The organism is Confluentibacter lentus (assembly GCF_002806995.1).
GTDB lineage: Bacteria > Bacteroidota > Bacteroidia > Flavobacteriales > Flavobacteriaceae > Confluentibacter > Confluentibacter lentus.
The window spans coordinates 200,540-215,272 of record NZ_NIHE01000003.1 but is presented as its reverse complement, the minus strand read 5'-3'; the positions used below and the strand labels follow the sequence as shown (position 1 = coordinate 215,272).

The following is a 14,733-nucleotide window of genomic DNA, read 5'->3' as shown; positions in this document are numbered from 1 at the left end:
TTACTTCACTACTGTTATTGAGCCTTTTTTTGTTTGATTATTTTGTGTTGTTATTATATAATAATAAACAGGGTTGATATCTTTAAAATCTATTTGGTTTTGCGGCCAATTATTTTGATAATCGTTTGTTTTTAAAACCATTTTTCCTTGGGAACTTAATATGACGACTTCCGTATTTGTTCCGGCTACATATTCTTGCGGAATTACCCAAGTATCATTGATACCATCTCCATTCGGACTAATTAAATTGGGTATTCTTGATACATTTGGAAATGCTTCGGTTACCGCAAAAAGAAATTCGTTGGAAGCTATACAGCCGCTTGTTTGATTTATTATAACTTTATAATTACCTATTTGAGTGACTTCATAACTACTGCCCATTTCTCCTGGAATGATAACATCATTTAAATACCATTCAAATTCGGGATTTGTGGCATCTGTTGTTACAGTTGCCATCAATGTATCTCCTTCATTCAATATATTATTTTCAGGAACATCTATACTACTTGTAAAACCGTTGTTTTGAAGATCTATAGATGCATTTGCAACACAGTTCCCTAAGTTTGTCGTAACCGAATAGGTACCTGCCTCATTGGTTACATATGTTTGATTGGTTGCCCCTGAAATTGCCGTACCATCTTTAAACCACTGATAACTATTACCATTTATGGTACTTAAAGTTGTAGAACCTTCATTTATGCAATAAGGATTACCCAAACTAGAATTAATAGAGGAAGAAACTCCCGAAGACGCTTGACTGATAGTAACACGATTTGAAAATGAATTTGATGTACAAGTACCATAATTTGTTTCAGCAAAATAAGTTCCTGGTTCACTAACAGCTAATGAATTGCCAGATGCTACAAAAACAGATGTTGTTGGACTTGTTTCTCTATACCAATTAAACGTAAGTGATGGATATTGCAACGGTGAATCATTTGAGCCAAATCCAGGATTATCTATGGTCAATAAATAACTTCCTCCAGCACAATAGGCACCTGTTTCAATCAAATTATTAATGGAAAATGGTGCATCCTGAATTTTATAATATGCCGCAAATTCGTTAGATGCGCTACTGGTAGCTACTGGAGCTGTACTTTTAATTCTAACCTTATAGGCTTCTCCTCCAGTTGTGCTTGGTAAAGAAAAACTTAATGTTGCTGGCGACACTGTTACTGTGCCTTGAGCCGACGTAAATACCGTTGTAGGGCTTGTAAAACTTCCTGAAGCATCAGAAAGTTCTATGATAAATTGATTTGTTGGCGACAATCCAGACTCAGGAGAAAAGGAAAAAGTTACGTTATAAGTATTAAAAGTAGGGCTTGCACAAGCTTGGGTAAAACCCAAATTAGGTTTAGCTATAACTATTTGGGCGTTAATAGTTGTAGTGAAAGAAAAAATTAAAATAATAATAGTAAAGTTTCTCATTCCATACTTTTTTCTTTGTCAAATAAATTAAAATAATTGTCCTTTATAGTATTTAACCAAGTATTATAATTCCCAATTACAGCTAGCTTGATTAAAAGTTTATGGGAAGTAAGCTAGAAAACATGGAAGCTAAGATTTTGGTTGGTTAATTATTATTCAGCATTAATCACTAATACCTAAATCCTCAGAGGCAAAATGATCTTTAGAAGCAATTATCTTATTAATCCTTAACCTAAAATCTGGTTTTTTATCATTCTTTAAATCAATAAAGGTTTCGGCATTATTACTTTTAGCATACACATTAAAAAAAGCACTATTACCATACCAATTTTCAAGGTCTTCATTATTAGCATTATTTTCAACAAAAATATTGCCATTGCAATTATTGAAATACATATTGGAAAACTTGATTTTTTCTAAATTTTCTTGATTAACATATATAGTCGATTCTAACAATACTGCTGGATTAAAACCAGAAATAACACTTGTACTCATGTTAAGTGATGTATTCTGACCAACATACACAGCTTCTTTTACTAAGCCTTTTTCTATATCCGCTTTTATATTATCACTGTCCGTAACCAATGTTAAATTCTCTGCAACTACCCTTGTGCCCTTTTTACTAAAGTCCACTTCTTCTTTTTTATTATATGAAGACACTTGCAAGCATCTAACACTATAACTACTAGATACATAGGGCGATCTTACAGCTAGAGAATTATATAATTTTGAATTAGCTCCATAATTGAATTTAAAATCATTACCGCTAGATTTGTAAGAAACTAATTTGTTTAAATTAACTTCACCTCCATGTATTTCAAAAGAATTTCCTGCCGAATAGCTTACCATAACATTTTCAATGACGGTTTTACCTCCAACACAAGCTAGTAATAAACCATTAAAATAGTCGTTATTGCTTATTCTTTTACCTGCGAATTCAATTCTAACATATTTCAATATCCCTGAATCACTTTCTAGATCTGAACCTCCAAAATTTGTATTGGCATAGGCCGTTGGAGTAAGATCTGTATGGTATGATGCTACTGAACCATTGCCAAATTTGTTAGTAGGCGCATCACCAAGTATGATTAAACCGCCCCAATCACCTGCTCTTTTAACACTTCTATTTGATGTGAAAACAATAGGGTCCGTCTCTAAACCTTCAGCAATTATTTTTGACCCTTTTGAAATTGTAAGGGAACCTTTTGATGCAAAATCTCCTATAATCACGGTTCCAGGCTCTATAGTTAGCGTTGCTCCATTGGTTACAAAAACACTTCCCAATAACAAATAGGTATCTCTTTTAAGCAGCTTAGTGTCTTTATCTATATTACCTGCCAATATTTGAGTAGGCTCATCATAGCTTTTTTGGTTTGGCTTAAATTCAGTCCAATTGTACAACCAATTATTGGCACCAATGATGCCTTTTTCTTGTTGTCCAAAAGCATTTCCAATTACAAAAAGAAATAACAACAATAGCTGGGTAAAGTTTTTCATGATTAAATAATTTGTGCCAAAAACAAAACAAAATTTTCAACAATTAATGTTCAAAAATAAAAAAAAATCCTATGAAATACCAAATATTTCGCTGAAATACATAAAATAAGTGAATTTACTTTCAAAAAAATTCGATGAACGACACTAAATTGGCAATTAAAAATGCTATTTTAGGTAAAACCAACTTTTTAAACTTTTGTTTAGTAAAATGATGATGTAGTAAAATAAAAACATATAAATGGGAATTATGCCCATTTTATTAGTTTAAATTCTTAATGACACTTCTTTTCCTGAGTATCTTTAAATAAAAAAACCTTGAGTAAACTCAAGGTTTTAAATAATTTGAAGCTTGTTTAACATGAGTGCTAATTCTTAATGAAACTCACTATACTCATGCAATGATTTTAATATTTCTTCATAAAACAAAATAGCAGAAATCAACTTGTTAGTATCAGAATAAGGCAATATTTTATTTTGAAACCCTCTATTGGATTCTAAAAAATCTTTAGTCGATTCAACCTTTTCTTCTAATATTTTTCTATTGTCGTTATCGTTAGGTATACCTAATGAAGACATAGTAATTCCAGGCTTAGTAGCAAATGCTATGTATGGTAACGTTTCTATTAAAGCCTCTGTGCGCTCTGTGTAAAGTGTCAATAACTCCCCTTTTTGCAAACGCTCCAATTCTTCTTTATTATAGTACTTTTTAATTGATATTTTATCATTAATTATACTTTTAGGTTCGTCTTTTTTTTGAGCAAAACCAATACTTGCAACAAAAAACAGACTAAAACTTAATATAATAATCTTTGTCTTCATACTTTAGATTTAAGGGTTTAATTTAGCAAATCTATGTAATTAATCGTTAAAAACAATCGTTTTGTCGAATTTTTTAATGTTTTTTTTATTTTAAGGTGATTCATTTACTGTTAAATGAAAAAAAATAGTTCAAAACAGTAGCATTTTAGCCTAATTTTCTTTTTAGTATTAAAAAAGCTTTTGTTATATGTGCTTCAACTGTTTTTACTGAAATGTTTAAGTATCCAGAGATTTCATAATTGGTAAGACCTTCTTTTTTACTTAATAAAAATATGGATTGACATTTAGGAGGTAAATTATTTATTTCTCTATTAACAATATCAATTAATCTTCCTAATTCATTCTCTTCTGCATTATCAACAATTTCTTGAGCGGATTCAATATACTTTTGGTGAAATAAGACGGAAGACTTGTTCTTTTGAAATGTATTTATAAATTCATTATAAATGCATTTATACAAAAAGCTTTGAATTGAATATTCAGGATTTAACCTTTTACGGCTTTTCCAAGTTTTAAAAAAAACATTCTGAACAATGTCTTGTGCCATTGCTTTATCATGTATTAAGGTAAGTGCATAAGCATATAATTGTCTATGGAATTTATTTAAAAGAAATATATAGGCTTTTTCTTCGCCTTCAATCAAATTTTCTATTAAAATTCTATTATTATTAAAATCCATATCAAATTATCAATATCCTAAAATAAGTCAAAATTTATGAGAATATAAAAAAAATATTAAATAAATGTTAGGGTATTGTAAATCTCAACTGTAATACAGCAAAAAACATAAATGATTTCAGAAGAAATTGAGAAATGCATTACAAAATATTTGTTTCAATCAGCAGATGTAAAAGATTTAGATCTTTTAAATGATTGGATTGAAGATAAAGAGAATCAAATATTATTAAAAGAGTATGTTAAAACAAACTTTGCAATTAATTTGGCTATGAATGACCCCAATATTGAAGATTTTAAAAAGCAATTATTAAAAGAAATTAGAAAACAAAAAAATCCTTTCTTGAGATACAAATTTTCCATTATTAAATATGTAGCTATAGCTATTGTTTTTTTAACAATTGGCTTTTGGAGTCAAATGCATTTTAATGATTTAAATTCAGAAAAACAGGTCAAACCAAGAACTGATGTTATAACCTTGGAACTTGAAAATGGTGATATTCAAGTGATTTCTGAAGATGGCAGCTCTAAAATATTACGCACTAATGGTAAACGTATCGCGAAACAAAAAGGAAGCCAACTTATTTATGACCAAGATAACCATGAAACAAAGATATCTTATAATACACTTCACATTCCCAACGGGAAACAATTTAATATAGTTCTATCAGATGGAACTAAAGTCCATCTAAATTCTGGTAGCACTTTAACTTATCCTGTAAAATTTTTAAATGATTCCTTAAGAAAAGTGACATTGGTTGGTGAAGCTTATTTTGATGTTACCCATAATGAAAAAAACAAATTCATTGTAAAAGCCCAAGAATTGGAAGTTCAAGTATATGGAACACAGTTTAATATTTCTAATTATCCAGAAGATGAAAATACCGAAGTTGTTTTGGTAAAAGGTTCTGTAAGTCTTATGGAATCAAATAAAAATACAGAAAGTAAAGAAGAGTTTTATTTAACCCCAGGCTTTAAAGGAACTTTCAATAAAACCAATAAACAAATAATTGATGAAAAAGTTAATATTAGCTTATATACTTCTTGGATGAATGGCAACATCGTTTTTAGGGATGCCCCATTTGAGGATATTATTCGAAAATTGGAAAGATCTTATAATGTTATCATTATAAACAATAATAAAAAATTGGCTAAAGAAACATTTAATGCAACCATTGAAACCAAGTATGAAACCATTGACCAGGTATTAAATTATTTCAATAAAGTATATCAAATACAATACAGCATTATAGAAAACAAAGTCATTATTAACTAAAAAAATTAGTGCCTATGGAGTAAATAAAATAAGTAATAAGAAGTAAATAATCACCTCAATATATAAAATAAAAAAAATCGGAAAATGCTGCAACATTTCCCGATCCATAAAAGTGATTATTAAATAGACGAACTAACTAATAAACATTCAAAATTATGAAAAAAAACCTAGAATCAAGAGGTTCTGTCTCTTGGCGTTTAAACTATGATTTAAAAATGAAACTCTCCCTCCTTTTATTTTTAACGATGAGCTTTCTAATGCAGGCAAATTCAACTTACGCCCAGAAAACTAAAATTTCAATGGATAAAGAAAATGCCATGCTTAAGGAAATTATAGATGAGATAGAAGCCAATACTGAATTTAAATTTCTTTTTACTACTAAAACAGTTGACTTAAATAGAAAAGTTACATTAAATGTAAAAAGAGCTTCAATTATAAATATAATTGAAGCTCTTTTTGATAAATCAAAAATTTCATATGAAATTGATGATCGTAAGATTTTGTTAAAAAGCAAAGAAATAGATAGTGGTCCTACAATTACAGAAACTGACAAAATAATCGAAAAACCTCAAACGGCAGTTACTGGAACTGTAACCGACCCAGCAGGCATGCCTATGCTTGGTGTAAATATTACAGTAAAAGGCACCAGTTTAGGCACTGTAACAGATTTTGACGGAAATTATTCCATTAACATTTCCAATGCAAATTCTATTTTAGTATTTTCATATATTGGATATGAAACCAAAGAGGTTGCAGTTGCAGGCAAAACAGCTATTAACGTAACTTTAAATGAAAGTGCTTCTGCACTTGATGAGGTTGTTGTAACGGCTTTAGGTATTAAGAAAGAATCTAAGAGATTAGCTTATGCTGCAGAAACCGTTCAAGTAGAGGATCTTCAAGCCAATAGAACCAATAACATTGGTACAAGTATGGTGGGCAAAGTTGCTGGTTTGGATATTTCACCACCAGCTTCTGGTGCTGGATCTAGTACAAAAATCCGTTTACGTGGACAATCGGGTTTCGCTGGCGCAAACAATTCCCCTCTTCTTGTTATAAATGGTCTTCCTATAGATCAAGATGCCCGTGGTGCTAATGGAGGAAACACTCGTGATAGAGGTGATAATTTAACAAATATCAACCCGGATGACATTGAAAGCATGACTGTATTAAAAGGTGCAACGGCAGCAGCACTTTATGGCTCGAGAGCTTCTAATGGTGCCATTATTATTACTACTAAATCTGGTGCGAAAAATCAAGGTATTGGTGTAGAGTTAAGTTCTAGCTTTACCGCAAATACGGTTTTAGATTTTACTGATTATCAAATGGAATATGGCCAAGGACAAAATGGTGTAAGACCATCATCACAAGGTAATGCGGCCACCACTGGTCAGTTTGGTTGGGGAGAAAAATATGATGGCGTGCCAACCGTTCAATTTGATGGTGTTTTAAGACCTTATTCGCCTTTAGGAAGAGATAGAATTAGCGAATTTTACAGAATGGGAACTGCCATGACCAATTCGATTGCATTGTCTGGAGGTGGTGAAAAAGGAAGTTTTAGAGCATCATTTGCACATACGCAATCTGAAGGTATCGATCCTGCAAACACTTATTTTAGAAAAATCATTAATGTCGGTTTTAATCAAAATATCACCGATAAACTGAGCTTATCTTTAAATATCAACTATACACATGAAAATAATAATAACCCACCTCAAGTAGGTTTTCAAGGGCAATCGGCAGCGAACTTTTTGCATAGAATGTCTTTTGGTATTCCAACGAGCGCATTCAGAGATGCTGCTGTTGATCCCGTAACTACTACAGAAAGACGTACTTCTGGATTTCAAGGAACATTAATCAATCCATACTATTTATATCCCCGTCAATTTTTTCTCGATACAAGAGATCGCCTTTTAGGAACGACTACTTTAAGGTATGAATTTAATGATTGGTTGTATGCTCAAGGCAGGATAAACTATGACTTTGCGCTTAGTCACAACGAAAGGAACAATCCTACCGGTTGGGGTACAAGTAATCCATTAAATAATGCGGGAACCGGTTTTAATGGAGATTACAACACAGAAATGAGCACAGGAACAGATTTGAATGCCGATTTCTTATTGGGTGTAAATAAAGAATTTGGAGATTTTTCAGTTGACGTGAGTGTGGGTGGAAATATTTTTAAAATTTACAATAAAAATATGGGATCTGGAGCTCAAAGTTTCATTATTAGAGACCTTTACACTATTGAAAATGGTGTCAATAATACCCAATTTTATAATATCAACAGGTCCCAAATCAACTCATTATATGCCTTTGCAGATTTGGGGTATAAAGACATTTTATTTTTAAATGCAACTGTTAGAAATGACTGGTTTTCCGTGTTAAATCCAGACCTTAATAGTTATTTATACCCATCAATTGGAGGAAGTTTTATTTTCTCGGAATTAATGGATGCTGAGTGGTTGACCTTTGGTAAGTTAAGAGCTTCTTATGCAGATGTTGGTAGCGCATCTGGTAGCCCGGCCTTTAGTGGCATTTTAACATACAGCATAAATCAAAACAATTTTAATGGCCAAAAAATAGGATTTGTTAATGGGAATTCATCACCTAATCCGCTTATAAGACCATATTCCGTTTCAGAAAAAGAAATTGGTTTAGAATTAAGAATGTTTAAAAGTCGCGTAAACCTAGATTTAGCGGTTTACGAAAAAGTTACTACAGACCAAATTATAGATGTTCCTCTTTCTGGAAGTACTGGTTATACCCAAACACAGCAAAACTTTGGCTCTATAAGAGGTCGAGGTGGTGAGGTATTATTGGACATAACTGCTATACAGAATGATAATTTCACATGGAATACAGCAATTAATGCTGGTTTTAATGAATCTATTGTAGAGTCCATAGCTCCAGGTGTTACTGAGTATTTAGTAGAAGATTTTGCTGATGCAAACGAACATTTAGGTCGTCTTTACTATGTAGTTGGGAGACCAATAAATCAAGTTGCAGGCAGAACCTTTTTAAGAGATGATCAAGGCAGGATTCAAGTTACTCCTACCGGAGAAGCGGTGCTTACGGGTCCTTCAGATTATAGGTATTTTGGTGGTGCGCTTCCTAAATGGACAGGTGGTTGGACGAACACTTTTACTTATAAAAATTTAAGTTTATTGGTTCATATGGACTTTAAGGCAGGAGGAAAAGTAATATCTTCAACCCACATAAATGCTTTACGGCAAGGTCATAATAAGGCATCATTGGTAGGTCGTGATGGATCAGCACCATTCCCTGATGCAGTTATCCAAGGTACTGATACACCTGCGCCAGCACCCGTAAATTTACAGAATTTTTATACAAACTTAAAGAACCAACAGCTTGGCGATTTATCTATTTTCAGATCCGATTTCATTAAACTAAGGACTATTGCTTTAACGTATGATTTGAGTGGTATTTTAAGAGATCAAAATAGTTTTATAAAAGGACTTACACTATCTGCTGCTTGTCGTAATGTCGCTCTTCTTTACAAAGATATACCCGATTTAGATCCTGAGGCATTTGCTTCTTCTGGTGATAGAAGGGTAGGTTACGAACAACTATCAATACCTACAACTCGTGATTTCACTTTTAATGTAAACATTAAATTTTAAAAAATAGCTTTATGAAAACAATAAGAAATATAATTATAATTTGTTGCATTTTTATAACAATAGCAGGGTGTGATAAAGGTTTTGAAGAACTAAATATAAACCCTAATGCTATAAATGATCTTGATGCATCGTTTTTATTCGCTGGGGCTCAGACAACTGTTGGTTTTGGAGGATGGGAAGGTGAAGCCACTATAGCTCAGTACTTTGCGAATGCCTATAACTTAGGGGGAACCGCAGGATTTAATTATAATCAAAGTAATAGTGGTTCAAATTTAAGATGGGGTAATTATACTGGCCCAATTAAAAACCTAATACAAGCATTAGATGATATAGGTGATAATCCAAATAGAGCTAATTTAAAGAATATGATGCGTATTTGGAAGGCATATATCTTTTTGGACAATGTAGATAGTCATGGAAATGTGCCTTATAGTGAAGCAGGATTAGCATATCTGAATGGCGATTTTGCTCCTGTTTATGACGATGATGAGGCTATCTATGATGATTTATACAACGAGATTCGCGAGGCTACAAACGCTTTAAATCCTGCAGGCGATATAGTGACTGCAGATCTCTTATATGATGGAAATATTACTAAATGGAAACGATTTGGTAATTCATTATTGTTAAGAATGGGAATGCGCTATTCTAAAATTAATCCAACTAAAGCGGCAAGTATTGTTCTTGAGGCCTACAATGCAGGCGTTATGCAAACAAATGCTGATGATTGTGTGCTATTTTATGAAGATCCGAATTTGTATAGTAATGGCATGAATGGCATTAGTAATAACAATCCTTATTTTTACCATATAGCTAAACCTATAATTGATCAATTTCAATTAACAGGAGATCCTCGTTCAAAATACATTGCGGGTAAATATCCTAACCCAAATACAGTGTTAGCTAGCCCACCAGACGTTACTTTGTCTGAGCAACAAGGTTTCCCTGTTGGTTATGATAATATTTCAGCTTCTGCGTTACCAGATTTTCCAGGTATAAAAGGAAGTGGTTTGGATTATTCCCAACCTAACTATTTTGCAATGTTTAGTTTAGGGGCTCCAAGATTTTATTTCACTAATTCGCAAACTAAATTACTTCTAGCTGAAGCTGCTTTTAGAAATTGGATTCCTGGGGGTAGTGCCCAAGCAAAGATTTTTTATGAAGCAGGTATCAGAGCCAGTATGGATCAGTTCGATTTGTATCCTGGTCCTTATGGAGCAATCTCAACGGCAGATCAAGATGCATACATCGCTGATGCTGACGTTGCGTACAATGACGCAAATGCGCTTAGGTTGATAAATACTGAATATTGGGTATCTAATTTTAATAATCCAAAAGAAGGATGGGCAAACTTTAGAAGAAGTGGTTATCCTAATTTGAGTCCGAATCTTTATAACAATAACTTAAATGGTGGTTTTGTAAGAAGACTACCTTACCCAACTTCAGAGAGCGGTACAAATCCAGAGAATTATGCTGCGGCTCGAGCGGCAATGGGAGTAACTGGAATTTATGATGCAATGACGGCTAGGGTATTTTGGGACATAGAGTAATTCTATAATTCCATGGTATTCTAATAGAGATTAGAAATAAATTGCCTTGAGGTAAAATCATAATTTCTTGGGAATTATTTATTGATAAAAAACAAAACAAGACCGGTTTTACAACCGATCTTGTTTTGATATTATTTTATCAATGATACCCTATTTACGTTATCATGAAAACCTAACTGTTTCTTTTGAAAATACAATCAAAAAATTAATAAAACAATCACCAAAATATAGGAAAATGAAAAGAAGAAATTTTCTAACATCCATGGCAGCTACTATTCCCGCAGCGGCTATCGCGTCAGTTCCGGGAATTAGTGCCGTATCACCCTACCCAAAACTTATTGGGTCGGAGACTGGCCAAGTGAAGATCACTGACGTAAAATTTATGCGTGTCAAGATGACCGAACGAGGCCACGTTATGCCTTTAGTAAAAATTGAAACTGATGCAGGTATGTACGGCATTGGGGAATGCCATCACGATGTTACTGGATTGGGAGCAAAAGATGTGGTATTGAACGCCTTCCGTGCTTTATTAATCGGACAAGATCCTTTCGATATTGAACGTTTAACTCATGCCATGAAGTTTCGTGTTTCATACCTCGGAGGTGGCGGAGGCATTGGAATGCACGCAGTTACTGGTTGTGAAATTGCACTTTGGGATGTCGTAGGTAAACTCTTGAATAAGCCACTTCGTAAAATTTTGGGTGGAGGTTGCTTTACCGATAAAGTAAGGGCTTACCTTACAAGCCAGCCGCGAAACATGCTTGACAAGGCTGTTGTTAAAGAATGGTTTGATTATGTAAACAACTCGGTTCAGAAATGGACTGCTGCAAAACCGTTTCGTATTTCACAAAGACCTGGCCGGGAATTAAACCGCAGATTATCTCATGCAGAATTGAAAACGAATATTCAGGCATTTTCAAATTTAAGAGAAATTGGTGGTGATGATTTTGAAATCATTGTTCATTGCCATTGGGAATTTGATTTGGCTGATTCACTTGCTTTTTGTAGAGCTCTAGAACCTATCCGTCCTTGGTGGATTGAAGACCCTATGCCTATAGCATATAACGAATCGTGGAAGACACTTGCAGCAGCTTCTCCAATACCTATTCTTACTGGAGAAAATTTATATACTGCTCATGATTTTCTGCCATTTATTATAAATAATGCAGTTCACATTGTTGAGATTGATATTTCGATGGCAGGTGGTTTAATTGAAGCAAAAAAGATTGCTGATCTTGCAGCCTTATATTACATGCCAGTGGCAACACACAATGTGATGGGTCCAGTTGCTACCATTGCTTCTGCTAATGCCGCTGCTACAATGCAAGATTTCCTTGGTCATGAAAGTTATGATTATACCGAAAATTCACGTGATGGCCATGGTGGATGGGGCACATTGATTAACTATGACATGGATATTATAAAAGACGGCCACATTCAACTTTCCGATAGACCAGGCTTAGGTTTGGATTTGAATAAAGATGTTGCCATAAAGCATCTTGTAGAAGGTGAAACATGGTGGGGATAAGTTTAAATAATTAATTTTTTAAGTCTTTGAATATCCTTATGAAATTTGTTCCATTGTTTTTTTCTGAGTTTTTCAAAGCATAAAAGTAAAAACAAGTTGGGTATTGGTAATAACCATAACACTAATATTCAACTGTTTTTACATTTTTTGTTTATCAATAAATACTTCCTCCTATCTCATCTATGATTTGCAAACTAGTTTTACCCACACAACCTTTTTAAAGAAATAGTTTTATGGCGCCATTCGGATTTCCGTTTAATAATTACAAGTAATTTTAAAAAATAAACTATCCTTAAAGTAGAAGATATATTCCGCTTGATTCACTTAGCTTTTAGTTAATTTATATGTTTATAACACATGGAGTTATAAACATATAACCAGCAAAAAACTACTTAAATTTGTCAGGGCTGTTAAATGGCGTATATTTGCTGCTTCAAAAAAATGAGCAACTTTACTTCAACATACCAACTTGTATTGCCAATGGCAACACCGCATTGATTCTTTTTTAGGCTCTAATGTCTAACATCTAAACATTCATAAGAAATCAATCCTATTATTTATAATTGGCCAATGGTCATAAAAATTCATTTTATCCAAATTATGAAACAATATTTACGATTATTTGATTTTAAACAAAAAGTAGATTATAAAACCGAAGTCCTTTCTGGATTAACCGTCGCCTTAGCATTAGTACCAGAAGCTGTTGCCTTTGCCATTATTGCAGGTTTAGCCCCGTTGGTTGGACTATATGCCGCCTTTGTTATGGGTTTGGTAACTTCCATTTTTGGGGGAAGACCTGGAATGATTTCTGGTGCCACAGGAGCTGTCGCTGTAGTTATTGTGTCTTTAGCACAAAGCCATGGCGTAGAATATGTGTTTGCAACCGTAGTACTTGCGGGTACTATTCAAGTACTTGCTGGAGTTTTAAAGTTAGGAAAATTGATGCGCTTAGTACCATTACCTGTGGTGTATGGGTTTGTTAACGGTTTGGCAATTATTATTTTTATGTCTCAGTTAAATCAATTTAAAGATGTATCAGGAAATTGGTTGACAGGAAATTCTTTATACATTATTTTAGGACTGGTGTTACTTACCATGCTCATTATTTGGGGATTGCCAAAGCTTACCAAGGTTATACCTGCATCTCTAACTGCTATTTTGGTAGTCTTTGGTATTGTGGCTTTTTTAGGAATAGATACCAAAACTGTTGGCGACGTTGCTTCCATACAAGGTGGCTTCCCCCCTTTTCACATTCCTCAAATTCCATTTACATTAGAAACTTTAACACTTATTTTTCCGTATGCAGCAATTATTGCTGGGGTTGGTTTGATAGAGAGCTTATTAACCTTGGAACTTATAGATGAAATTACAGAAACCAGAGGACGTACCAACAAAGAAGCCGCAGCTCAGGGCATTGCCAACATTACCTCAGGATTATTTTCGGGCATGGGTGGCTGTGCCATGATAGGGCAAAGTTTAATCAATATTTCCAATGGGGCACGTGCCAGATTATCGGGAGTTGTAGCTTCTATAGCTTTACTTCTCTTTATTATGTTTGGTTCAGGAATTATAGAACAAGTACCCATGGCGGCTTTAACAGGACTAATGATTATGGTATCCATCGGAACATTTGAATGGGTAAGTGTAAAGATATTAAACAAGTATCCTAAATCGGATATCATCGTTATGGTTTTAGTAATGCTAATAACGGTTATATTACATAATCTTGCGCTTGCCGTTTTAGTAGGTGTTATAGTAGCAGCATTGGTATTCTCTTGGGACAATGCCAAGCGCATTAGAGCTAGAAAACATATTGATGAAAATGGTGTAAAACATTACGAAATCTACGGCCCTTTATTCTTTGGCTCTATAAAAATGTTCAATGACAAATTTGATTTACTTAATGACCCTGCTGAAATTATGATTGATTTTAAGGAAAGTCGTATTGCTGATATGTCTGCCATAGAAGCAGTAAACAAACTTACCGAACGCTATCATAAGGTTGGAAAAAAAGTGTATATAACTAACTTATCCAGCAGTAGCCACAAATTATTGATAAAAGCTGATGAAATGATTAATATTAATGTGGTTGAATAGTTTATTGGTTTTTTAATTAACAATAAGTTAGAAAACCTACAAAACCACAAGCTAAAATCCTTTGGAGAGCTTAAGGGATGAGTGAGGCTTTTTTCTAAATATAAATAGATAAAGTAAATTAAGACTTATCCCCTTCCGTTATTGACAATAAAAAAAAGAGGTCAAAATAAATTTACAAAGTTCGAGCCCCATCCTCTTATTCTGTGTTTCTTTTTCCAAAAG

9 protein-coding genes are annotated in these 14,733 nt (G+C 33.4%); 5 read left to right on the top strand and 4 right to left on the bottom strand.

The annotated features are described in order from the left end of the window. From CDH50_RS07830 to CDH50_RS07815, 4 genes are all read right to left on the bottom strand, one after another. The gene (locus tag CDH50_RS07830) at positions 1–1,428 is read right to left on the bottom strand and encodes a T9SS type B sorting domain-containing protein (RefSeq protein WP_100611459.1); all 1,428 of its coding nucleotides are present in this window, start codon (positions 1,426–1,428) and stop codon (positions 1–3) included. 162 nt (positions 1,429–1,590) lie between these two features. Beyond that, a complete protein-coding gene (locus CDH50_RS07825; protein WP_100611458.1) occupies positions 1,591–2,925 on the bottom strand; it encodes a hypothetical protein in 1,335 nt (444 codons plus the stop codon). A gap of 372 nt (positions 2,926–3,297) precedes the next feature. Then, positions 3,298–3,744: a hypothetical protein gene (locus CDH50_RS07820; RefSeq protein ID WP_100611457.1), complete on the bottom strand. Its 447-nt coding sequence runs from the start codon at positions 3,742–3,744 to the stop codon at positions 3,298–3,300. 145 nt (positions 3,745–3,889) lie between these two features. Next, a complete protein-coding gene (locus CDH50_RS07815; RefSeq protein WP_100611456.1) occupies positions 3,890–4,423 on the bottom strand; it encodes an RNA polymerase sigma factor in 534 nt (177 codons plus the stop codon). A gap of 111 nt (positions 4,424–4,534) precedes the next feature. Between CDH50_RS07815 and CDH50_RS07810 the strand changes: the two genes are divergently transcribed. The 5 genes from CDH50_RS07810 to CDH50_RS07790 all read left to right on the top strand — a co-directional run bounded on the left by CDH50_RS07810 (position 4,535) and on the right by CDH50_RS07790 (position 14,511). Then, complete coding sequence (locus CDH50_RS07810) at positions 4,535–5,695, top strand: FecR family protein (protein WP_100611455.1); 1,161 nt, start codon at positions 4,535–4,537, stop codon at positions 5,693–5,695. Positions 5,696–5,850: 155 nt separating this feature from the next. Continuing rightward, positions 5,851–9,336: a SusC/RagA family TonB-linked outer membrane protein gene (locus CDH50_RS07805; RefSeq protein WP_100611454.1), complete on the top strand. Its 3,486-nt coding sequence runs from the start codon at positions 5,851–5,853 to the stop codon at positions 9,334–9,336. Between the two features lie 11 nt (positions 9,337–9,347). Beyond that, the gene (locus CDH50_RS07800; protein ID WP_100611453.1) at positions 9,348–10,886 is read left to right on the top strand and encodes a SusD/RagB family nutrient-binding outer membrane lipoprotein; all 1,539 of its coding nucleotides are present in this window, start codon (positions 9,348–9,350) and stop codon (positions 10,884–10,886) included. 142 nt (positions 10,887–11,028) lie between these two features. Beyond that, positions 11,029–12,414 (top strand): mandelate racemase/muconate lactonizing enzyme family protein, encoded by a 1,386-nt coding sequence (locus tag CDH50_RS07795; protein WP_100611452.1) that lies wholly within the window; start codon positions 11,029–11,031, stop codon positions 12,412–12,414. Positions 12,415–13,014: 600 nt separating this feature from the next. Continuing rightward, positions 13,015–14,511: a SulP family inorganic anion transporter gene (locus tag CDH50_RS07790; RefSeq protein WP_100611713.1), complete on the top strand. Its 1,497-nt coding sequence runs from the start codon at positions 13,015–13,017 to the stop codon at positions 14,509–14,511. Positions 14,512–14,733: the final 222 nt, after the last annotated feature.